The organism is Brevibacillus sp. JNUCC-41 (assembly GCF_014844095.1).
GTDB lineage: Bacteria > Bacillota > Bacilli > Bacillales > DSM-1321 > Peribacillus > Peribacillus aracenensis.
On the sequence record NZ_CP062163.1, the window covers coordinates 190,329 to 213,600 of the forward strand.

Consider the following 23,272-nt stretch of genomic DNA (forward strand, 5'->3'; position numbering starts at 1 on the left):
AATCAGGAAATAACCGATATTTGAAATTTACACCGATTCTCAATATGTATAAAACAAGGCACGATTACTCGCGCCTTGTTTTTTAAAGGAAATATTTTAATCTACTTATTTATTAACAATTATTTTGCGTCAACTGTTTTGCTGTTTTCCACCAAGAAGTCAATTGCTTTCTTAATTTTAAGATCGCCTTTGATTCCTTCTAAGTTTCCAAGAGCTTGTTTGATCGCGTCAACTTCCATATTGTACATAGTAGCCATTTGTGCAAGTTCAGCTTCTACATCTTCGTCAGTAGCTTCAAGTTTTTCAACTTCAGCGATCGCTTCAAGAGTTAAGCTCGTACGAACTTGTCCTTCAGCTTCTTCTTTCATTTGCGCTTTTAAAGCTTCTTCATCTTGACCTGAGAATTGGTAGTAAAGCTCCAAATTAAGACCTTGAGATTGAATGCGTTGAGAGAACTCATTCATCATGCGGTCAACTTCGTTTGAAATCATTGCTTCAGGAACGTCTATTTCTACACCTTCAACAGCTTTGCCAATTACAGTGTTTTGAATGAAGTTTTCTTCTTCATGTTTTTTGTCATGCTCTAATTTATGTTTTGTTTTTTCTTTAAGTTCAGCCAAAGTTTCCACTTCGTCGTCGACATCTTTCGCGAACTCATCATCCAACTCAGGAAGTTGTTTTGTTTTGATTTCGTGAATTTTCACTTTGAATACAGCTGGTTTACCTGCAAGTTCAGCAGCATGGTATTCTTCAGGGAATGTAACTTCGATATCTTTTTCAGCGCCAGTTTCAAGACCTACAAGTTGCTCTTCAAATCCTGGAATGAAAGAGTTTGAACCGATTTCCAATGAATGGTTTTCTGAAGCTCCGCCTTCGAATGCTTCACCATCAACGAATCCTTCGAAGTCAAGAACAACTGTATCGCCTTCAGCAACTTGTCCTTCTTCTTTAACGACAAGCTCAGCTTGACGCTCTTGCAAAGTTTTCAATTCGTTTTCAACATCTTCGTCAGTTACTTCAGTATTGAATTTTTCAACTTCAACACCTTTGTAATCTCCCAATTTAACTTCAGGCTTAACTGTTACAGTTGCAGTGAAGATCAGGTTTTCGCCTTTTTCCATTTTCTCGATGTCGATTTCTGGACGATCAACAGGCTGAATTCCAGCTTCTTCGACAGCATTTGCATAAGCATCTGGAAGAATGATATCAAGCGCATCTTGGTAAAGTGATTCTACGCCGAATTTTTTTTCGAACATTTGACGTGGCATTTTACCTTTACGGAAGCCAGGTACATTTACTTGTTTCACTACTTTTTTGAAAGCTGCGTCTAAACCTTCGTTTACTTTTGCAGCGTCAACTTCGATTGTTAGTACGCCTTGGTTACCTTCTTGTTTTTCCCATTTTACAGACATGTGTTTCCCTCCAAAAATCTATATACTTCAATAATAAGCATTGGATGAATATGCTTTGCAAGTGTTAACAAGTCATCCTTCAAATATACCCCAAAAATATTGGGGTAATCGTCAAAATTAGACGATTATACATTACAACCACTACATTATACCACAGGATTAATCTGTTACAACAGCAATAGCTTAAATAATGGGATAAGAAATTTCTTCAATTTCTTTTATATTGGAAAGAATATCCGCAACGCTTTCCTCATCAGCCTGGTAAAGGTCCGCCAATTCCCTCATGAAAACTTCCCCGGTCATGTATTCTTCCGCCAAGGCATGATAGGCAGCTGCCCATGCAGGCAAACTTTCCGGTCCGGGTTCAAAAGGAAACAATAAAAAAGATTGACGTTCAATCAAACTATGGACCATTTCAAATAAGCTCGGATTATCCTGACTGATTTCCTCTTCGGTCAGTCCGGTTACCTTCTTATAAAAGTCCGTCTCCTTCAAACTTTTCAATTCGCTTGGTATGACCGACTTTGATTGATTGAATTTCTTCAACGTCACTTCCTCGTTATATTCCTGGTCGATAAGGATGTTAAGGAGCATCGTTTTAAAGAAAGGGTGTTCCTCCTCTTTTTGTAGAAATTCTTCGATTTGAGGGATAAATGGTCGAATATTGATATTCGTGAGTTTTGAAATGACCATAAGCCTGTCATTATCCGTTTTCCCTTCAAAAAGTCCATCCTCCTGCAATTCCTCTGAAAGCTGCTGATTTTGCCTTTCCTTTTCCTCTTTTTTATCCTCAAGGGCCCTTTTACTGAACTGAAGCATCTTTTCGAAATGCTCCTCTTTATCAAAAGGAATTTGGCTTTCTTCAAATAGCAGTTCGATCGTCGTGACCATTTCTTGATGCTCGCCTAATTGCAGCAGTACCATCAAATAAATATTGATCAGTTGAAAATAGTCGCCGATGCCTTTATTCAGCATCTCTATACACAACTCTTTTGACTCCTGGTAATACTCAAGTTCGACTAATGAGACCACTAGTCCCATGTAAACTTCATCATTTTCAGGCTCATACTCCCGGGCTTGGCTGAAAAGCTGTGCAGCCGCTTTAAAGTTTCTGTTTCCTAGCTCATCCAGCCCTTTTACAATCAGCCTTTCACCGAGATTTGGAAAGGCGATAATTTTGGTTTCTCCGACCTTCTTTTCGTTGTTCTCATTATCCATCCTATTTTCCGCCTCACCGTTCGCTTTTTGAGAAACAGTTTAGCATGTAATAGCTGGAAACACAAAAAATTATATGCCTGATGAACGCCTTTTCGTCTTTCCCCGATAAAAAAATCCCGCATCCTTTCAATTATGAAAGGAGAACGGGATATGACCTTCTTCGATTAAATACTCGATACAGTCTTTTTTTGAGATTCATAGGCAGAAATCTCTTTATCATATTGAAGCGTTATCGAAATTTCATCCCAGCCTTTGATGAGCATTTCCTTCCAATATGGATGAATTTCAAAGCTTGTTTCAAACCCTTGACCATCTTTCAATGCCTGATTGGGAAGGTCGATCGTCAACTCATAATCAGGTGCCGAAACCCTCCCCATTAAATAGCTTACTTCAGTCTGGGTTAAAGCGATGGGGACCATGCCATTTTTCATGCAATTACTTTTAAAGATATCAGCATAAGAAGGAGCGATGATGATATCGAATCCGTAGTCTTTCAATGACCAAGGGGCATGCTCACGCGAAGAACCGCAGCCAAAATTCTCACCGGCTATTAAAATGGACGTGTTTTGATTATATGGCTGATTCAATTCAAAATCAGGACGTTCCTTTCCATCTTCATCAAAACGCCAGTTATAGAATAAAAACTCGCCAAATCCGCTTCGCTCAATCCGTTTTAAAAATTGCTTCGGAATGATTTGATCCGTATCCACGTTTTTACGGTCAAGTGCCGCCGCTCTTCCTTTATATATTGTAATGGGTTCCATTCTTTGCACCTCCGGTTAATTCGTATTCTTAATGGACTTGTTCAGTTCTTTTCAAATTCCTGATATCGACAAACTTCCCATGAATGGCGGCCGCGGCAGCCATGGCCGGACTAACAAGGTGCGTTCTTGCTCCAGCTCCTTGCCTGCCTTCAAAGTTCCGATTACTTGTGGAGGCACAATGCTCACCGGCAGGAACAACGTCAGGATTCATGCTCAGGCACATGCTGCAGCCCGATTCACGCCATTCGAAGCCCGCTGATTTGAAAATCTCATCCAACCCTTCATCTTCCGCTTGCCTTTTGACGCTTTGTGAACCAGGAACGACCATCGCCCGAACCCCTTTATGAACAGTTTGGCCTTCGATCATTTCTGCGGCTTGCCGTAAGTCCTCAATGCGTGAATTGGTGCACGATCCTATGAATACATGTTGTACGGGAATTTCCGTGATCGGCATACCTTCCTCAAGACCCATATACTCAATGGCCCGATTCAGTTCTTTAGGATCCATGATATCTTCTGCGAAGGTAGGTACTTTTCCGTCCACTCCACTAGCCATTCCAGGATTCGTCCCCCAGCTGACCATTGGTGAAATCAGACTGCCATCAAGAATGATTTCTTGGTCGTAAACAGCATCCTCATCACTGGAAAGTGACTTCCAGTCCTGAACACATCGCTCGAACTCTTCTCCTTTCGGCACATATTTACGACCTTTCAAATAAGAGAATGTTGTTTCATCAGGAGCTACCAGCCCAGCTCTTGCCCCGCCTTCAATCGACATATTGCAAACCGTCATTCTTTCTTCCATTGACATATCCCGGAAAACTTCCCCACAATACTCAATGATATGTCCCGTACCAAAATCGACACCGAATTTAGAAATCACATATAAAATGACATCTTTCGCCATCACACCATGACCAAGCTTGCCATTAACCTCAAGCTTTAATGTTTTGGGTTTTGTTTGCCATAGGGTTTGTGTGGCCAAAACATGCTCGACCTCACTCGTACCGATTCCAAACGCAATCGAGCCAAACGCACCATGTGTGGAAGTATGACTGTCACCGCAGACAATCGTCATCCCTGGCTGTGTAAGGCCTAATTCCGGCCCGATAACGTGAACGATACCTTGATCCGGGCTGTCTAAATCAGCAAGACGGATACCGAACTCCTTACAGTTTTGCTCAAGCGCCTCTAATTGTTTCCTTGCAATATCATCCTCAATGAAATAGCGATTAACGGTTGGCACATTATGATCCATTGTCGCGAAAGTGCGGTCTGGTCTCCTGACTGTGCGTCCTTTTAATCTCAAACCTTCAAATGCTTGCGGAGAGGTCACTTCATGAATATATTGAAGGTCAATATAAATTAGATCCGGTTTATTCTCCTCTTCATTTACAATATGGCGATCCCATATTTTCTCTATAATCGACTTTCCCATCACTATCCCACCTCGATCAATCTTGTATTTTTTTAAAAAACACGGCCTAATGTTAGGCCGTGAAAGAAGTTTATGCGTAAGCTCCCATGATGTTGGAAATGGCTTCCTGGTCTAAAAGATTTGCTTTAATTTCTGCAATCATTTCTGAAGTAGACGTAATATTCGGTTGGCCATTTGCGATATCGCCTGTTCTCAAGCCATATTCTAGGACCCTTTCCACCGCCTGCTCAACGGCTTTTGCTTCATCTTCCAAACCAAAGGATAGGCGCAGCATGGAAGCCGCCGATAAAATCGTCCCAATCGGATTGGCCAGATTTTTTCCCGCGATATCCGGGGCAGAGCCATGAATCGGTTCATATAGATTTGGCCCTTTTGTTGAAATGGAGGCGGAAGGAAGCATTCCAAGCGAGCCAGTCAATACCGAAGCTTCATCGCTTAAAATATCGCCGAACATATTCTCCGTCACGATAATATCAAATTGTTTCGGGTTTTTGATCAATTGCATGGCTGCATTATCAACAAGCATATGTTCAAGGGTTACATCCGGATAGTCCTTGGCAATTTCTTCAGCCGTCTCACGCCACATCCTGCTGGATTCAAGAACATTCGCTTTATCCACGGATGTTACTTTTTTCTTGCGATCCGATGCTAATGCAAAAGCAAGTTCAATGATGCGTTTCATTTCGCTTTTCTGATAGAAAAGGGTATCGACGACCGCCTCTTTCCCCTCTTTTTCAACGCGCTCACTTGGCTTTCCGAAATAAAGGCCGCCAGTTAGTTCCCTGACAATCACGAAATCCACATCTTCAATGAATTCCTTTTTAAGAGGAGAAGATCCCGACAAGCTGGAATAATAGCTGATTGGACGGATGTTGGCATAAAGATTCAAATCTTTTCGGATTTTCAGCAAACCTCGTTCCGGTCTTAGGTGTGCAGGCTGGTCATCCCACTTAGGTCCTCCAACGGCCCCTAATAATACCGCATCGCTGTTTTTACAAATCTCCACTGTTTCATCCGGCAGGGGTGAACCTGTGTTATCGATGGCCCCGCCGCCAATCTCACCATATTGAAATTCAAAATCGTGTCCATATCTTTGGGCAACGGCTTCGAGGATTTCTACAGCGCCTCTTGTTACTTCTTTCCCGATGCCATCTCCTTGAAGCACCGCAATATTCCTTTTCATCGAAATCTCCCCTTCCTATAGTAATACTGCTTTTTCTTCTAATTCCTTCATGATGATCACACGGTTCACAGCATTCAAATATGCTTTGGCGGATGCTTCCAAGACGTCCTGATCAAGACCGCGGCCGCTTGTTTCCACCCCGTTATAATCTATTTTCACAAAAACCTGGGCAAGGGCATCCATTCCGCCGCCGACCGATTGAATTCGATAGTCCAGCAAGCTGATCTCGCTGCCCAAACATCTTTCAAGCGTGTTATATAGGGCTTCTACACTTCCTGCACCTGTAGCCGCTTCCTGAATCTCTTCATTATCGCCTTTTTTCAGCGTTACCGTCGCAGTCGCAGTCTGATGGGTACCATGGGAAATCTGTAAGGCAACCATGTCATAAAAACTGATATCCGTCGCTTTCTCTTCAAGCACCAGTGCAACGATATCTTCATCCGTCATCGTCTTTTTATTATCGGCCAATTCCTTGAATTGGACGAATAACGAGTTCATTTCTTCATCCGTTACCGTAAAATTCAACTCTTGTAATCTTTCTTTGAAAGCATGGCGTCCTGAATGCTTTCCTAAAACGAGTGAATTGGACGAAACACCGACGAGTTCAGGTGATATGATTTCGTACGTCGTTTTTTCTTTTAACACGCCATCCTGGTGAATGCCAGATTCATGTGCGTATGCATTGGCACCAATAATGGCTTTATTAGCTGGAACTTGCATTCCCGTAAGGCGGCTGACCAAGTCACTGGTCCTTTTAATTTCATTCAATACAAGATCCGTTCCCGCTTGATAGAAATCTTTACGGATGTAGAGTGCCATCGCCACTTCTTCGAGCGCCACATTTCCGGCACGTTCTCCGATTCCGTTGATTGTGCCTTCAACTTGCGTAGCCCCTCCTTCGATGGCAGCCAATGAATTGGCTGTCGCCATTCCAAGATCGTCGTGGCAGTGTGCGGATAAACTAACTTTATCAATAGAAGGAACATGTTCACGAAGGTACCTGAAAATGTTTCCGTATTCGATTGGAGCTGCATACCCTACAGTATCCGGGATGTTAATGACCTTGGCGCCAGCTTGAATGACCGCTTCAACGATTTCAGCCAAATAGTCAAGTTCTGTACGGCTTGCATCTTCTGCAGACCATTGCACGATCGGAAAACGCGCTGCCCCGTACTTAACCATTTCTACCGACTTTTCAATCACTTGCTGCTTCGACATTTTCAACTTATATTCACGATGAATGGGCGAAGTGGCGATGAACGTATGCAATCTTGGTTCTGCGCCGCCCCTTAATGAATCCCAAGCTGCATCAATATCTCCTTTTACAGCACGCGCCAGCCCTGTGACAGAGCTGTTTTTGATTTTGCGCGCGATTTCCTGTACGGAGTTGAAATCCCCTTTGGATGCTGCCGGAAAACCGGCTTCGATAATATCAACACCCAATCTTTCAAGCTGATAAGCAATTTCAAGTTTTTCGGTAAAATTCAAATTTACACCGGCTGATTGCTCCCCATCTCGAAGTGTAGTTTCAAATATATTAATTTTTCGCAACGGCTACCACTTCTTTCTCTTGTTGTTGAGGTTTCACGAATGGCATCATTTTTCTTAACTCACGGCCAACCACTTCGATTTGATGTTGGTTTTCACGATTATTGATTGCATTGAAGACTGGACGATTCGCTTGGTTCTCCAAGATCCATCCCTTAGCGAACTCACCGTCTTGGATGTCTTTCAAGATCGCTTTCATTGACTCTTTCGTAGTTTCCGTCACAACGCGTGGTCCAGAAACGAAATCTCCCCATTGAGCTGTGTCAGAAATGGAATAGCGCATGTTTTCCATTCCGCCTTCATACATAAGGTCGATGATTAATTTAAGTTCATGTAAACACTCGAAATACGCTACTTCCGGTTGGTATCCAGCTTCTGTCAATGTTTCGAATCCAGCTTTCACAAGGGCAGTCAATCCGCCGCAAAGTACTGCCTGCTCTCCAAATAGATCCGTTTCCGTTTCTTCCTGGAAAGTGGTTTCCAAACCGCCAGCTCTTAAAGAACCGATTCCCCGAGCGTACGCAAGTGCCAATTCCCTTGCTTCACCCGTTACATTTTGATAGATGGCGAATAATGCCGGCACCCCTGCACCTTGTTCATATGTACGGCGAACAAGATGTCCCGGGCCTTTTGGAGCGACTAATAATACATCCACGTCTGCCGGAGGAACGATTTGATTGAAATGGACGTTGAATCCGTGTGCGAACATTAACGCTTGACCCGCACGCAATACCGGTTTGATTTCTTCTTGGTATACTTTCGGCTGAGTTTCATCCGGTAATAGGTTCATGATTACGTCTGCCTGTTCAGCTGCTTCTTTCACTGTGTAAACATTAAAGCCGTCTTCTACCGCTTTATCGAATGATTTACCTTTCCTGATTCCGATGATTACATCTACACCGCTGTCACGTAAGTTTTGTGCGTGTGCGTGTCCTTGTGAACCATATCCGATTACCGCTACCTTTTTATTGTTGAAAAAATTCTCGTTTGCTTCTGCGTTATAATATACTTTTGCCATAATAATTACATCTCCCTTTTCATCATTGTTTTTGTTTTGTTTTTTGGTTTTGGTTTATACGATTGTCGCACTCTTAGCGTGAGCAATTTGCATTCCACGCGGGATGGCGGCTGTCCCTGTCCTTGCCAATTCCTTGATGCCATATGGCTTGATCAGTTCAATGAAGGCTTCGATTTTATCTGATTCCCCAGTGATTTGAACTGTCAGGCTATCTTTACTGACATCTATAACTGATGCTCGGAATGGTTCGATGACTGAATAAATCTCGGCTCGGGTTTGTGTGGTCACCAATATTTTAATGAGTGCAAGTTCCCTCGCCACAATCGATTGATTCGTAATATCATATACTTTCAAAACATCGATTTGCTTATTCAATTGCTTGGTGATCTGTTCAATGACAGCTTCATCATCAACATCGACCACGAAGGTCATCCTTGAAATGCCATCCTGTTCGGAGGGTCCGACAGTCATGCTTTCAATGTTATAATTTCTTTTCGTGAACAGGTTCGTAATCCGATTCAGGACGCCTGGCCGGTTGTTCACGGTTAGGCTAAGAATTCCTTTCATTGATTAAACTCCTTCCATTTCATCAAGCCCTTTTCCTTGTGCTACCATCGGGAAGACATTTTCGTTTTGTTTTACACGGAAATCAATCAACACTGGACCATCAGTCTTTAACGCTGCATCCAGGCAGTTGCTTGCCTCTTCCTCCGTCGTCACTTTGTATCCTGGTATTCCATAAGCATCGGCCAATTTCACGAAATCCGGATGCGATTGAAAAATACTGTGTGAGAAACGATTATCATGAAAGAGTTCCTGCCACTGTCTTACCATCCCGAGTGCCCCGTTGTTGACGATGATGATCTTGATCGGCAGATTCATTTCGGCAATGACCGAAAGTTCCTGCAGGCACATTTGGAATCCACCATCCCCCGAAATGGAAAGCACTGTCGCTTTCGGATTCGCCAATTGCGCTCCGAGAGCCGATGGTAAGCCAAAGCCCATCGTCCCCAATCCACCGGAAGTGACCCATGAATTCGGTTTGTTAAACGGATAGTATTGTGCTGCCCACATTTGATGCTGTCCAACATCCGTCGTAACAATGGCCTCCCCATTCGTTTTTTCATGAAGCATCTGGATGACACGCTGAGGTTTCAGTACGCCTTCTTCATGTGTATAACGCAATGGGAACTCTTCATTCCATGCCGTCAGCTGCGTTGTCCATACATCAATTTCCGGTTTCTTGCCATTTTGCTCAATCAACTCCGCCAGTGCTTCCTTGGCACTTCCGACGACCGGAATTTTTGTCTGCACATTTTTACCGATTTCCGCTGGATCAATATCGATATGGGCCACTGTTGCATGCTGTGCGAATTTCGCTAGATTCCCAGTCAATCGATCATCGAACCTGGCACCGATATTGATTAATAGGTCACATTTCGATAACGCCATGTTTGCTGCATAGCAGCCATGCATGCCACCCATTCCGATAAAGAGAGGATGTTCCGCTGGAAAGCCTCCAAGACCCAATAAAGTATGGACGACTGGAATGCCTTGCTGCTCGACATATTCCTTTAATAGATGGGAGGCCTTTGCATGCAGGACACCTGCCCCTGCAAGAATGACCGGTCTTTTAGCTCCGCTTACGGCTTCAACAAGCTTTCTGATCTGTAAGTAATTAGGCTTGGTCGTCGGCTGATAGCCAGGGAGATCCATTTCTGGCTCCTTGTCCGTCGATTCACCTTGTATAATGGCCATATCCTTAGGTATATCGATTAATACTGGACCGGGACGGCCGCTTGAAGCGATATAAAAAGCTTCTTTTATAATGCGCGGAAGATCTTCCGGCTTCCTCACCTGATAGTTATGTTTTGTGATCGGGGTAGTAATCCCCAGTACATCAGCTTCCTGGAAAGCATCCGAACCAATTACACTGGTAGCAACCTGACCCGAAATTACCACAAGCGGTAAAGAGTCAATCATCGCATCGGCCAAACCGGTGACAATGTTCGTTGCCCCTGGACCGGATGTGACTATGACCACCCCCGGCTTGCCGGTAATCCTGGCGTATCCTTCCGCTGCATGAATCGCACCTTGTTCGTGCCTTGTCAAAATATGAAAAAGTTCTGAACTGTAAAGCTTGTCATAAATCGGCAATACAGATCCACCCGGATAACCAAAGATGACTTCAACATTTTCCTTTTTCAATGCATCCAGCAGAAATTCGGCTCCACTATAATGTGTCTTTCCACTCTTCCGATCAGCAACAACTGACTTTTGTGTCATTTCGTAAAAACCTCCTTCACTTTTTCACTAAACGTTTTCCTAAGATTCAGAATTTTCAGCTTTTTAAGCATACAAAAAAGCCTTTTCACCCCAAATGTACTTGCACTCGGCAAGTTAAAGGGGTGAAAAGGCTTGATGAGCCACTCCACGGTACCACCCTTTTTCGCATGAAACTCCATGCGCACTTTGAATAGCATACACTATTCTCTGTTTTGGTAACGGGTACTGGTACGCACCCGTTCAGCCCTACTAGTCTGACGTTCAAGCTGAAACTCCAAGGTGAGTTCATCTTTCGGGGGCAATACCGGCTCTCAGCTACCCGGCTCTCTGTGACTGCCTTTTTTAAAAGACTACTTATCCTCTTCAATGCTTTTCGCATTATTCACATTTTTCAAAACGATTATGTTTGATGTCTTGTATTTGTGATTATCTTACGTGTATTTAAGGTAGTAGTCAACAGGTTTTTTGAAATTTTTTGATAATTCCAAATTGGAAGATTTGTTGTATACGCTTACATACCTACCATGACCACATTCTACAAAAAAAGTTTTTTCAATTTTTAATTTTTAAAAAATCAACCATCCCATTAAATTTAACTCCCCCACCGAAATATCATCACACTACCCACATGATGCCAGTCACCGGTAATGATTTTCCCAAATAGCGGGGGTGAAGATCATCTAAAAAAATGACAGAGGGCTGAACACAGGTGATATTACTCATCCCCTGGTCCAGCCCTCTGGTTCATTTAGCCAATACATCCTCGTATTCTGCATTTTTTTCAAATTGTTTTTGAACGAAAGAACATACCGGAACAATTTTCAGTTTTTCCTCCCGTGCGAACCCTATTACCTTTTCAACTAGGGCATTTCCTACCTTTTGCCCGCGAAGCTTGTCAGAAACAACAGTATGATCCACCGTGATTTCATCATCACCTGATTTAAAGAATGTGATTTCCGCTAGTTTCTCACCAGATTCTTCGACAAAAAAAGAACTTTCACCTTTTTTGATATCCACCATCTTGATGACCTCCTTATCGTTCCTCTTTATCATATCTCACAAAACGGAAATTAAACAAATATTAGAAACGTAATCGAAATTGAATAAAGTAAAGTTCTTCCAAAAGGTTTAAAGCTAGCGTTGACCATGTTAAGTTTATTCACAAACTGATGATGGCTGTTATATTTTTTCAAAGAAGGCAAAAGACAATACTTGATTGATCTTTTCCTTGCAGCTTATATTCCCTTCCGGTGAAAACTAAGTTTTCCCATGGCTGACGTGTAAAATACTGAATGAAATTCTTTTAAAAGGTTTTTATTACTCTTTCAAACTCAAGATGAAATACCGTATTTTTCAAGCTTTCGTTTTTTGATACCATTTACTTAATGGGATAAATCTTCCCGTGACGATGTAAGAATAAGTATATAGTAGAAACTAAAAAAACTGCCCTATATAGGTTAGGGCAGTTTTTAAAATTTTATGAACACAAAATATAAAATGATCATCGATAACAATATGACCATAAAAACAGCGATTAGAATTACTTGCGAACTTGAAGGCCGGAACGTTCCTTCATTGATTTGCCGCTTCTTCTGAAGATATCCGATTGTCGCCAGAACTGTAATCACAAAGCCCAATGCACATGCAAACATCCCCAGCACGATACTGATCAAATCAATCCGGGCATCCCGATGCACACCGATAGTAAAATGCAGGCTTGTCGCAAGAAAACCAACCCCCACTATCGCAATCACCGTTCTTATCCACGCTAAGAAGGTGCGTTCATTAGCCAGGTGCTGCTGCGCATATTTCAATTGGTCTTTCTCCATGTCATCACCTTAATCGCACGATTTTAATCAACATTCAAAATCAATCATCTTTTCAGCAGCCGAAAAGCCCTGATCATAGACCCGACAAACATTAGCCCTGCACCGCCAAGCAATAAATATATACATAGTGTTTTATCAATAACATTTAAAGGATAAAGAAAGGCTCCCAGCGCAACGATTGTCCCTATCCCCGTTATCGTCCATCCTATTTTTTTCATTCGCAACTCCTAAAATTAATTATTTAGTGAAGGTCCCCCACGGGTTTCCCCTTATTTTAAAAAGTTCCCTCATTACTAGCTTAAACCATTTAAAAACTAACAACAAGTGGGATCCCTTAATATCTTCACGCAAAAAAGGAGCCATAAATGACTCCCTGTTTGAACACGCCCAAATTCAGCCGTTTTTATTATCCTTATCCATGTAGTCTTTATTTTTTTCTTCCCACCCAAATCCGAAGTTCCTTTGTGCAAGTTTAGTAATTCGTGTAAAAGGACACCAATCACCGGGAGCCGGGAATCATTCAGAATCTCTAAAGGCTGCATACAAGTCAGTTGGTTTTCATTCTATTGTATCCCCGTTCTTCGTATGGCCGTATTTTTTCAAGCCACTCTTCTTCAAGTTTTTTCAATTCCCGTTTAGCATCAAAAAAAGCTGTTTCTTTCGGTTTCATTACCTGCAGTACCTCAAAAGAAAAAGCCTCTTTCCCATATTCGTTCCACTCACCTTGCAGCACTTTATTCGTGTTTGTGCCGAGTTCCAATTCAAATTGTTTCCCCTTCAACGTCTTTAAATTCCTGGTGCTTCCGATAAAAACTTTATTATTCACCTTATTTCTTATTTGGTATACACCTGCTTCTACTTTCGTTTCTTTATATAATTGCTTCAATTCTTTTTTACGATCCATATTTCATGCCTCCAGTCATCATTTCTTCAGCCAATATTGGCTCCCATCAGGCTTTCTATCCAAGAATCCATATTCTATTAAATATCTTCTCAATAGAACATGATCAGGATAAACGGCACCCAATATTTGATTGATTTCTTTCTCTTCATATTTCCGCTCTTTTTCAAAACGGTTCATAATTTCTTGAAGAATGATCAGCCTTTGTTTTTCCTTTGGCGGGAAAGACTTTAATGCATCCTGACTGCCTTTAGGGAAGTATTTTTTCAGTACAGTCACCTTTTCATCCTCGGTAACGTTATAACGATCATCGACCATCCTTGCTCTTTGATGAAGCGGGATAAATGCCGGCGCATGTTCATCTTTATCTTTCAAAAGTTCCATCAGGGCTAAAAACAACTTAGCCTGACGCTCTTTCTCTTTCAACACAAAGCGATGGTTCCGAATGGTGGAAGGACTCCCAATCCCCATTTCCTCCTGAACCTCAGCATCATTCTTCCCTTGGTAAAAAAGACGAAGAAGGCGACTTTGATGGTCCGTGAGACCTGTAAGTTTTTTATCGAGATCAATCAAGTAATCGAAAACGGAGCGGTGTGCATGTTCAATATGAATTCCCATATACCTCTTCGCTTCATAAAGAACTCCATCTTCCGGGTATACGATCCCCTTTTCAACTGCAGTTCCGCACAGCAAACAAACATATTGATTCTCACCTTCGATATACCCTTGTTTAAGCTCATCCTGAGTCGCGCTCCAAAATATTTCAGCGTCCTTCATAAAACAAACACTTCCCTATAAAGTTTATAATATAATAAACATATTATTAATTTGTTTGCTTTGTGTCAATGTTTTTCCTGATTTTTTTATAATTCCAGCAACCGTGAAATCATAAAAACAATACATTGAATGAGAAATACAAAAAAGGCACCCGATCACGGATGCCTTTTTCTATGGAGCATAGTATTTGTCCTTCGTCAGAGCTCATTAAGTATTAGCTAGGCACAAACTTAAGTATTCCTTCCAGATAAACACCTTGTTCTTTACGTGTGCATTCCCTCAACTTGATTCTTCCTTCTTTTTCTAACTCCTTGGCTAATTGGACCACTTCAGTTCCATCTTCGGTTATTTCGACTGAGAAAAAATTGCCCCGAGTGGAAGTTTGAATGAACTTGAATAATCTATCTTTATTCATTTAAACATCTCCTTATTTATAACAAATTCGACATAAAAGGATCATCCACCTGCGATAAATATGAAATAAAAAACTTCTTATCATTATACGAACATTATAAAAGGGGGCGAATCGAAATTATCCTCGTTATTTTATACAGCCCAAAAAGTAAAAAAAGCCAAAACCTTAGAAGGTTTTGGCTTTTTTAGTTAGTGTCCCAGGAGAGATTCGAACTCCCGACCGACGCCTTAGAAGGGCGTTGCTCTATCCAGCTGAGCTACTGAGACATTTATGATATGAGTTGCGGTAAAACTTATGTATTACCTTAACTGTTCCCTTAGGACACTTCTTATTATATTAGGATATCAAAAGAAAGTCAACGGTTTTTCAAAAAAAGTTTTTTCTTTTTTTATGAACCAGGAAGCGGGGAAAAACGCTTCCTGTTCATTATACATGAAGTCATTCCATTTGATAAGCATTTCTTAGTTCCTCAACGATTTTTCCTTCAAGGTCATAAAAGGTGATTTCAAGTTGGTCATTTCCGATATCCAAAATGGCATAGGTTTTCTCTTTTCGTCCACGCGGCTGCCTTATGCTTCCCGGGTTGATGAAGAGCTTGCCGTCAATCAATTCTGAGCCTGCAGCGTGGGAATGACCAAAGCAAATAATATCCGCCCCTGTCTCTTCACTTTTATATGAAAGGTTCATCAAGGTCATATTTATGTTATAGAGGTGTCCATGTGTAAGGAAGAAACGTTTGCCTGCGATACTCTCCACAATATCATTCGGATATGCAGAATCATAGTCACAATTCCCACGAACGGCTAAGAACTCCGACATGTGAGGGTCATTTCTTTCCAACTCTGAATCACCGCAATGGATCATGGCAGCAACCTCTTGTTTATGACGGTCGGCAATCATGCTGATTTCATGAGTTAAGCCATGACTGTCACTCATTATTAGCACTTTCATCGTCACATTCCTTCTTCCCTTTTTAAAAATGGATCAAGTTTTTCATCTAGAGCCCTCAATGCGTTGGCACGGTGGCTGATTTTGTTTTTTTCCTCTTTTGTCAATTCGGAGTTTGTTTTGCCCTGTTCCTCAACAATAAAGATGGGATCATAACCGAATCCATTTGTTCCAGAAGGCTGTTCTGTAATCAAGCCTTCCATCGTTCCTGATACCGTAATCGTTCCCTGGTTGGGTGACGCAAGTGCCAAGGCGCAATAAAATCTCGCCGTTCTATCCTCTTTTGGTACGCCTTCCAGCTCCCTGAGGACTTTTTCCGTGTTTGCTTCATCACTCTTGGACTCTCCAGCATAGCGCGCAGAATATACGCCAGGACGGCCCTCCAATGCATCTACAATCAATCCGGAGTCATCAGCAATGACAAAGTGGCCCAGCTGATGGGCAATGGCCTCTGCCTTCAGGATCGCGTTTTCTTCAAAAGTCGTGCCTGTTTCCTCAACATCCGGAGCATCGGGTACATCGAGAAGTGTTTTGACTTCATATCCTTTTGCAGAGAATAAGCTTTCGAACTCCTTGGCTTTCCCTTTATTTTTCGTTGCAATGATTACTGTCTTCATTTTTCATTTCACCCTTTTTTATTTTATCGGCATGAAGCTTTTGGGGGCAAAGAAAGAATCCGCTGTAACTCGTTATATGTAAAAGCCACTTCTTCTCCAGTGCCAAACGGAAGAATTCAGCGCTCCCTTTCACGATAAAAAAAGGCCGCTGTATCATCCAGATAACTTAAGTCTAACACAACTCCCTCATCTGCAATAACCCGAAACATGTAATCTAACGTTTGTAATTTTCACTATGTTCAATATGGATATTAACTTTTATGTTATTTATTGAAGTCTTATCAAAGGAATTAATAATTTTATTATCCCACTTATTGACATGGTATCTGTATGCCTTTTCACTGATGTTAAAAAGGTCTGTATTGATTTTCTCCCCTGTCTCCAATGTCTTCAAAATATCTTCCTTAACTTTTATTTCTACCTTTTTTTCGATTTTTTCCATATCAAGGTTTTCTATGTTTTGTTTCAATATTCCATTTGCGCCAACTTCTAAATCATATAAAGGTTTCTTTTGCTGTTCCAACACCATGATGTTTGTTTTGGGGTCCATGATTTCAACACTTACCTTTTGTTCGTTCAGCGAAAAGAACATCACTGTCGCCTTATTTTCAACCCATTTTAAACCTATCAAATCTTGTTTACTTACGAAACCTTTATATTGTTGTTTTGATAGAACATAGCCGCCATTCAACGTTGGTATCTTCTTTCCTTTCCCGCTCTCTGAGAAATGATGCTCATCTATGACCAAAGAGGGAATTAAAATGGAACCAACCGGTTGATAAAACTTTGAAACCAGTTCATTGAATTTTAACGGTGAAATGAAATAGTTCTCATTAATAACGGTCTCTGGCCTCTGAATGATCGTGAATAAGTTAGGAAGATTAAAGAAACTATCACTGCTAAACACCTTTTTAATATCCTCATTAGTAACGAACAGCCATGAATTGTATCGCAATAAAGGCTCTTTCCCTACATATTCAATGAAATCCTTCATTTTATTCTTGATTATACGCTCACTTAAAATAAAGGAGTTAATATGCCCGATATACAGCGGTAATGCGGCATGTTGTTCTAATTCGGTAAAAGCTTCCTCAATACTTTCCCCTTTACCTTCCCCAATGACAACAGAAGATTTTTCTTGTAATATAGCGGCCCCCTCTTGCTTTGCAATATCCGCAAAATTCAATGCTTGAAAGTACAAGATGAATTCGCCCTTTTTATAATCGATCCCTAGGGCTGATCCATATGTTTGGGCTTGAATTTCCTTCATTCCCCAGCAACCTGTCGTCAGTAAAAGTTGACAGCCAATAACCATGACTGCAATTAGCTTTCTCATTTGTTTGACTCCTTTTGAGGTTCATTATCACTGGACTGTAAAGCTTGATTCCGCTTTCTTAACATCCCATACGGAAGCTTAAATAAGACTTTTAGCAAATCCGATTTATTTGGTTTGGAAAGTGGATTCACAAAAGGCTGGCCGAAACTTTCCAAGGAAAGCACAACAATCAAGACAAGGAATATTCCCATGAAGAATCCAAACAAGCCTAAAAACGCTGAACACGCAAATATGAATAACCTTATAAGAACGATATTCCCAGCAATATTCTGATTGATTAAGGTATAGCTTGCGAGAACTGTAACAGCTATTATTACAAGCATGGAGGGTGAAGTCAGCCCTGCCCGAATCGCTGCATCACCTATGATCAACCCTCCCAATACAGAAACCGTCGGACCTACAGCTTTTGGCAGGCGAAGACCAGCTTCTTTAAATAGTTCAAACAATATGATCATCATGAAAGCCTCCAACGAAGCAGGTATCGGCAATCCTTGTCTCGTGATTGAAATCGTCGCAAGAAGCGAAAAGGGAATTTGGTCGAATTGATAGGAAACTAACGCTATAAAAAAACCAGGTAACGTAACCGTTACAAATAAGGCGACTACACGAAGAACGCGCATGAAACTGATGTAATAAAAGCTTGCATGTGCGTCATCAGCAGCGTACAGTAACTGATTAATGCTTGTAGGTCCGATCAAGCATGTGGGATTCCCATCCACCAGGATGGCAAAGCGCCCTTGATTCAAGGCTTCAACAACATAGTCCGGTCGACCGATATAATCCATTAAAGGGAAGATGGAAAATTGAGTATCATAAAGGTGCTCTTCAACTTGGTAACTGCTGACTATGATATCAACCTTTAATGAATCCAATCGTTTTTTAATATCCATAAGAATAGAGGGATTAATAATATCATCTATATAAAGCAGCAATATTTTAGTTTTACTTCTTTTCCCGACTGTATATTCAATGCATTTAAGTGTTGACGTTTTTAACCTTTGGCGAATTAAAGACATGTTATCCGATATATTCTCAACAAATCCATCTCTAGGTCCGCGAATGGAAGATTCTATATTAGACTCTTCCGGACTGCGCTTAGGGGAATTAGCTAATGGGGTATAGTAAATTTCATTAGAAGATTCATTAATGATGATTAGGTCTCCTGAAAAAAGGATGCTTTCTACTTCCTCTTTTAAATCGGAGTCTTTTTTTAGCGTACTGATTTCCAAAATATTGCTCAATCGGTCAATTGTTAATACTCCATTTTCTTGAACCGCTTTTGATATTGCAGGCAGTATCACTTCATTGATGAATTGCATATCGACTAAGTTTGGCGCATATAAAAACCCCAACAAATAACGACCCTCAGGATCAAATGTTTTTTTTCTTAAAACAACATCAGAGGAATGTTCGAACCATTTTTGGATTTCGTCAATGCAAGAATGAGTTCCATTCAATTTTCCCTGCCTCATAATGTTTCACCTTTTCCTTTTCCCTTTTTTATAATAAGGAATAACAGTATAATTGCAGCACTCAAAAGAAACAGACTACTGATTGGAAAGAAATATTTGTATATAAAATAAAAAAATGAAGTGGCATCCCAATGGATCAGCGTCCCAAAAACAATCATCAAATATAGGGAAAGCAGTATCCACTTCTGATGTTTTGAATTTGAGATTAATTTATATCCTATAAATAAACATAAACTTATTCGAATCACAGCACCTGAAAGCCATTGGAAAATGGACAGGAAATCGAGTCGAGTAATATAATAGCCAAACCTTAACAACTTCCATTGTTCATAAGCTGGATTCCTCATTTTCGCTGCTTCCACAGAACCAAATTCTGCAATCGCTCCCATGAGGGGCCCTAACGTAAGCATGATTAAAATTACACTAACTAATAAAAGCCACTTGGCTTTTAGCTTACCTTTCAGGTAAGGAGTCAAAAATAGAAAAACGATAATTTCCAAATATCCTGCACTCGTATACAAAATTCCATTTAGAGTATTGCGATAACCGCTTTCAAATATCGGGAACAATAATTCATAATTCTTATTACTCATATTCCCCAGCCCCACAAATATCCCGAAAAAAGTGACGAACGGAAGAAACAGGAGAGCCAAAGTGCTTATGGTCCGTATTCCTTTATAGGTTGCAAACATACAAGTAAAAGTGAATAGGCTAACGACTACGATGTTTGGTATGTCATGAGTATAATTAGCCTTTGCCCAAATCACTGTAAATTTGACGGTAATGAAGGCGTTAAATATAAAGTACAACCCAAATGATATTGTGAAAATATATGTAACGAAAGGCGTAGACCATTTTTTCAGAAAAGCAATAATATCTTCTTTATCTAGTTTTTTATAAATATAAAAAATAAATAGGGTCCATATGATACAGGGAACAACACTTATTATGACACTTATCCATGCGTCGCGTTGAGATGCGGTCAAGATATTGGGAAGGAGCAGGACATGTACCATGAATCCTGTATTCATAATGATTAAAACATAGATGTGTACAGCCTGAATGACTTTTTGATCCATAATACCCCCCCATTGATTGCATTGTTATAAGTAATTTCCCCTTTCAAAAATTTATTTATGTAAAAACTTTCTCACGATACTTTTCAACTAATGCAATAATTAGGGTTATACGACAGGGGCTCTAAAAAGGTGGTTATTCAATTCTGGAGGCAAAAAAATAAGAGACAGCTTCAGGCTGCCTCATTGTGCTATTTCTAAATATAATATCGTTCTTTAAAAACTGCCTGTGTTGACTTTCTCTGGACGGACCACTGGTTCGGATAATTTCTTTCCTTCTTCATTAAGTACATCTGCGCTGCCCTGCACTTGTACTTCAACGCTTTCAATTCCTTTCTGTTCCGTTAAAGAAAGGACCAAGGCATCAAGTACTTCTTGTGATACCTTTTTCTCTTTAAAGCTTCCAAGGATATTTTCGTTAAAATTGAGGCTGACCTTACCTTCTGCCACCTTAGGCTCGTCAAGTAAAGCTACATCACTCATGAACCCTGTTTGCAGGCTAGAACCCGAAGGACTCTTCGTTAATTCCTTAATGACGGCTGTTACATTATCAGACACCGTTTCACTGATCCTGCGCGTCACCGGAACATAATAAGTGTACTCCTCGTCACCGCCTACATAATAAACGGTCAGTGCTTTTGTATTGGAAATGTCGACTACGTCACTCGTATCGATATTGATTCCTGACGACCTTGAGATATTTTCATCTATCGGTGTGCCATTGACCGGCATTTCGGAAATATCTTCTCCATTGATTCTCATTTTGATTTTATCGACCGAGTCGAATTGTGTCAGGGTCCATGTAATGGCCTGAAGGATTTTAAGTTCATCCTCTTTCTGATAGTTTTTGAACTCCGGCGAAAAGTCCGCCACAGCCACTCCGTCTTTAATGTTCACGCTTATTTGGGTATCGGCAGGAATGACGGCCCTGAACCCATTTGGAAGTTTATCCGTGACTGGGCCGTTACTGACAAGGTAATCTAGGGCCTGTTTAGCGACAGCCTCCGATTTAGGAAGTTCCAATGTTTGTGGAACCACATACCCGCTTTTATCAATTAAATATAACTCCGTCTTCACCGTTTTCGATTCAACGGCGCCTTTTTCTCCATCAGCCGCTGGCTTTTCCCCACCATTCATTTCTGTTTCTTTCAATGAAGATTCATCCTCGACTAATGTAACATCCTTTGGTGGATCAATTTCCTTTTTCTCTTCACCGCCAAATAATCCGCAGCCCGAAAGCCAAAAAGAAGATGCCAGAATGGTCACAGCCATTGTTACTTTTGATTTATTGGACATAAAATCACTCCTAGGACAGTTTGTACTCCTATTTATACGAGCCCTAGGGGAAAATAGACCAATTATTTTTCTCTCTAATAATGGAGCCGGGCAACTTGCCCTTACTGCTTCTTCTTTGTCAGCTTCTTTGGGATTTCAGGAAATCCTGATAGGAACAATCTTAATTCCCTTTCTATCCCTTGAAAAAGCCCAACTAGGCTTCATCTTCTCTAGCGATATATCCATCCTGGGTTGCAGCTATATATTTCCGTTTTTCCCCACCGAAAAAAAAGACTTCCAAATGGAAGCCTTATAAGTGATCAATTTTAATTGTTTCGATGTCATTGACATGAATACCGAGCCAGCTCGAAGCGATGGAACCAAACATATCTCTTGAACCGGTTGTGTAAAAGCGATGAACTGGACGGAGCTTGCTTTTATTGATTAATTTATAGTAATCCAAAATGACACTTGCCTCACGGGCCGTCTCTTCCCCAGAGGAAATGACTTGTACTTCATCCCCCATATAGGAAGAGATTACAGGCCCGAGCAGTGGATAATGGGTACAGCCAAGGATCAATGTGTCGATCTTCGTTTTCTTCAACGGGTTCAAGGTTTGTGCCACGACCCTATTGACGATACCCCCTTGAAACTCCCCGCTTTCCACGATTGGGACAAATTTCGGGCATGCTAAACTATCTACTTTCACATCGGAATTGATGGAAGCAAGCGCGTCATCATAAGCTTTGCTTTTTACCGTGCCTTCCGTACCAATAACGCCAATATGCAAGGAATCAGAAACTTTCAATGCCGCCCTTGCCCCTGGATGGATGACACCCAACACAGGAATCGGAAGTATTGCCCTGATCTCATCCAGTACAGCTGCAGTCGCCGTATTGCAAGCGATGATCAGCATTTTTATATCCTTCTTCATCAAGAACCTCGTCATCTGCCATGTGAAGGTTTGGACATCTTTTTTAGTCCTCGGCCCATAAGGGCATCTTGCTGTATCACCTAAGTAAATTATATTTTCATTTGGAAGCTGACGCATGACTTCTTTAGCTACTGTCAAGCCGCCTACCCCTGAATCAATGATGCCTATCGGTTGTTTCAAAAAACTCGCCTCATTTTTCTTTCATTTCTAGATGTAGTTTTGCTAAAATCCCTTTGAGGGACCTGATGTCAGATTCGTTAAAATTGACTAACACGCCACTCAAGTACTGCTGCCGTTTATTAATTACTTCTTCGATAATCCGTTCACCTTCTTCAAGAAGGTGAATTCGAACCACACGCCGGTCCTTTTCATCCCTGACACGCTGAACAAGCTGATGTTTCTCCATGCGGTCAATCAGGTCCGTCGTTGTGCTGAAGGCGAGGAACATCTTCGTGGACAATTCACCAATCGTCATGTCGCCTGATTCAAAAAGCCATTGCAAAGCCACGAATTGAGGAATGGTAATTTTATAATCATGGAGAATTTCTCTTCCCCTTTGTTTAAGCCATGTCGATACATAGCGCAATTCCCTCTCGATATCGGCTACATATGCCGACTGCTTCTCTTCATCCATACACACAGCTCCCCACTTCATGAAACTTATCATACTACCATTTTGGATGAAAGTGAAATGATTTTCAAGATTGATTGCCTGGAAGCATTATGAAACCCCATACATAAAAATAAGCAGCATCCAAAGAAGTCAAAACAACCAGGTTGCTTTGCCCTTCCTTATATGCTGCCAATAAACGGGAGAGAAATTAT

23 protein-coding genes, 1 tRNA gene and 1 other annotated feature are annotated in these 23,272 nt (G+C 41.1%); all 24 genes read right to left on the reverse strand.

What is annotated here, in order from left to right:
- Nucleotides 1–119: 119 nt before the first annotated feature.
- The 24 genes from tig to JNUCC41_RS01045 all read right to left on the reverse strand — a co-directional run bounded on the left by tig (nucleotide 120) and on the right by JNUCC41_RS01045 (nucleotide 23,081).
- Nucleotides 120–1,412: a trigger factor gene (gene tig, locus JNUCC41_RS00935; protein ID WP_192205974.1), complete on the reverse strand. Its 1,293-nt coding sequence runs from the start codon at nucleotides 1,410–1,412 to the stop codon at nucleotides 120–122.
- Between the two features lie 183 nt (nucleotides 1,413–1,595).
- Nucleotides 1,596–2,630 (reverse strand): tetratricopeptide repeat protein, encoded by a 1,035-nt coding sequence (locus tag JNUCC41_RS00940; RefSeq protein WP_192205975.1) that lies wholly within the window; start codon nucleotides 2,628–2,630, stop codon nucleotides 1,596–1,598.
- A gap of 164 nt (nucleotides 2,631–2,794) precedes the next feature.
- Nucleotides 2,795–3,394 carry a 3-isopropylmalate dehydratase small subunit gene (gene leuD / locus JNUCC41_RS00945; protein WP_192205976.1) on the reverse strand — a complete coding sequence of 200 codons (600 nt, stop codon included), beginning with the start codon at nucleotides 3,392–3,394 and terminating at the stop codon, nucleotides 2,795–2,797.
- Between the two features lie 28 nt (nucleotides 3,395–3,422).
- Complete coding sequence (gene leuC, locus JNUCC41_RS00950) at nucleotides 3,423–4,832, reverse strand: 3-isopropylmalate dehydratase large subunit (RefSeq protein ID WP_192205977.1); 1,410 nt, start codon at nucleotides 4,830–4,832, stop codon at nucleotides 3,423–3,425.
- A 70-nt stretch (nucleotides 4,833–4,902) separates the two neighbouring features.
- Nucleotides 4,903–6,015 carry a 3-isopropylmalate dehydrogenase gene (gene leuB / locus JNUCC41_RS00955; RefSeq protein ID WP_192205978.1) on the reverse strand — a complete coding sequence of 371 codons (1,113 nt, stop codon included), beginning with the start codon at nucleotides 6,013–6,015 and terminating at the stop codon, nucleotides 4,903–4,905.
- A 15-nt stretch (nucleotides 6,016–6,030) separates the two neighbouring features.
- On the reverse strand, nucleotides 6,031–7,566 hold the full coding sequence (locus tag JNUCC41_RS00960) for a 2-isopropylmalate synthase (RefSeq protein ID WP_192205979.1): 1,536 nt from the start codon (nucleotides 7,564–7,566) through the stop codon (nucleotides 6,031–6,033).
- Nucleotides 7,553–8,581 (reverse strand): ketol-acid reductoisomerase, encoded by a 1,029-nt coding sequence (gene ilvC / locus JNUCC41_RS00965; RefSeq protein ID WP_192205980.1) that lies wholly within the window; start codon nucleotides 8,579–8,581, stop codon nucleotides 7,553–7,555. Before ilvC ends, JNUCC41_RS00960 begins: the two co-directional genes overlap by 14 nt.
- Before the next feature lie 54 nt (nucleotides 8,582–8,635).
- Complete coding sequence (gene ilvN, locus JNUCC41_RS00970; RefSeq protein WP_192205981.1) at nucleotides 8,636–9,148, reverse strand: acetolactate synthase small subunit; 513 nt, start codon at nucleotides 9,146–9,148, stop codon at nucleotides 8,636–8,638.
- Between the two features lie 3 nt (nucleotides 9,149–9,151).
- Nucleotides 9,152–10,867, reverse strand: a complete 1,716-nt coding sequence (ilvB, locus tag JNUCC41_RS00975; RefSeq protein WP_192205982.1) for an acetolactate synthase large subunit — start codon at nucleotides 10,865–10,867, stop codon at nucleotides 9,152–9,154.
- Nucleotides 10,868–10,982: 115 nt separating this feature from the next.
- Nucleotides 10,983–11,243 (reverse strand) — a binding site (T-box leader).
- A 368-nt stretch (nucleotides 11,244–11,611) separates the two neighbouring features.
- Nucleotides 11,612–11,887, reverse strand: coding sequence for a GNAT family N-acetyltransferase (locus tag JNUCC41_RS00980; protein WP_081395481.1), 276 nt, complete (start codon nucleotides 11,885–11,887; stop codon nucleotides 11,612–11,614).
- 449 nt (nucleotides 11,888–12,336) lie between these two features.
- Nucleotides 12,337–12,696 carry a YidH family protein gene (locus JNUCC41_RS00985; protein ID WP_192205983.1) on the reverse strand — a complete coding sequence of 120 codons (360 nt, stop codon included), beginning with the start codon at nucleotides 12,694–12,696 and terminating at the stop codon, nucleotides 12,337–12,339.
- 44 nt (nucleotides 12,697–12,740) lie between these two features.
- Nucleotides 12,741–12,914 carry a hypothetical protein gene (locus JNUCC41_RS00990; RefSeq protein WP_192205984.1) on the reverse strand — a complete coding sequence of 58 codons (174 nt, stop codon included), beginning with the start codon at nucleotides 12,912–12,914 and terminating at the stop codon, nucleotides 12,741–12,743.
- Nucleotides 12,915–13,243: 329 nt separating this feature from the next.
- A complete protein-coding gene (locus JNUCC41_RS26585) occupies nucleotides 13,244–13,600 on the reverse strand; it encodes a GIY-YIG nuclease family protein (protein WP_228467481.1) in 357 nt (118 codons plus the stop codon).
- A gap of 18 nt (nucleotides 13,601–13,618) precedes the next feature.
- Nucleotides 13,619–14,374: a DUF2087 domain-containing protein gene (locus JNUCC41_RS00995; RefSeq protein ID WP_228467482.1), complete on the reverse strand. Its 756-nt coding sequence runs from the start codon at nucleotides 14,372–14,374 to the stop codon at nucleotides 13,619–13,621.
- A 214-nt stretch (nucleotides 14,375–14,588) separates the two neighbouring features.
- A complete protein-coding gene (locus JNUCC41_RS01000; protein ID WP_048688856.1) occupies nucleotides 14,589–14,789 on the reverse strand; it encodes a hypothetical protein in 201 nt (66 codons plus the stop codon).
- A gap of 192 nt (nucleotides 14,790–14,981) precedes the next feature.
- Nucleotides 14,982–15,055: transfer RNA gene (locus tag JNUCC41_RS01005), tRNA-Arg, on the reverse strand.
- A 172-nt stretch (nucleotides 15,056–15,227) separates the two neighbouring features.
- Complete coding sequence (locus tag JNUCC41_RS01010; RefSeq protein WP_192205985.1) at nucleotides 15,228–15,740, reverse strand: metallophosphoesterase family protein; 513 nt, start codon at nucleotides 15,738–15,740, stop codon at nucleotides 15,228–15,230.
- Between the two features lie 2 nt (nucleotides 15,741–15,742).
- Nucleotides 15,743–16,354, reverse strand: coding sequence for an XTP/dITP diphosphatase (locus tag JNUCC41_RS01015; protein ID WP_192205986.1), 612 nt, complete (start codon nucleotides 16,352–16,354; stop codon nucleotides 15,743–15,745).
- Nucleotides 16,355–16,568: 214 nt separating this feature from the next.
- Complete coding sequence (locus tag JNUCC41_RS01020; RefSeq protein WP_192205987.1) at nucleotides 16,569–17,690, reverse strand: Ger(x)C family spore germination protein; 1,122 nt, start codon at nucleotides 17,688–17,690, stop codon at nucleotides 16,569–16,571.
- Nucleotides 17,687–19,162, reverse strand: coding sequence for a spore germination protein (locus JNUCC41_RS01025; protein ID WP_192205988.1), 1,476 nt, complete (start codon nucleotides 19,160–19,162; stop codon nucleotides 17,687–17,689). The genes JNUCC41_RS01020 and JNUCC41_RS01025 overlap by 4 nt, the downstream gene beginning before the upstream one ends.
- Complete coding sequence (locus JNUCC41_RS01030) at nucleotides 19,159–20,241, reverse strand: GerAB/ArcD/ProY family transporter (RefSeq protein ID WP_192205989.1); 1,083 nt, start codon at nucleotides 20,239–20,241, stop codon at nucleotides 19,159–19,161. The genes JNUCC41_RS01025 and JNUCC41_RS01030 overlap by 4 nt, the downstream gene beginning before the upstream one ends.
- A gap of 213 nt (nucleotides 20,242–20,454) precedes the next feature.
- On the reverse strand, nucleotides 20,455–21,534 hold the full coding sequence (locus JNUCC41_RS01035) for a GerMN domain-containing protein (protein ID WP_192205990.1): 1,080 nt from the start codon (nucleotides 21,532–21,534) through the stop codon (nucleotides 20,455–20,457).
- A 289-nt stretch (nucleotides 21,535–21,823) separates the two neighbouring features.
- On the reverse strand, nucleotides 21,824–22,627 hold the full coding sequence (gene racE, locus JNUCC41_RS01040; protein ID WP_098370035.1) for a glutamate racemase: 804 nt from the start codon (nucleotides 22,625–22,627) through the stop codon (nucleotides 21,824–21,826).
- Between the two features lie 10 nt (nucleotides 22,628–22,637).
- On the reverse strand, nucleotides 22,638–23,081 hold the full coding sequence (locus JNUCC41_RS01045) for a MarR family winged helix-turn-helix transcriptional regulator (protein WP_192205991.1): 444 nt from the start codon (nucleotides 23,079–23,081) through the stop codon (nucleotides 22,638–22,640).
- Nucleotides 23,082–23,272 lie beyond the last annotated feature (191 nt).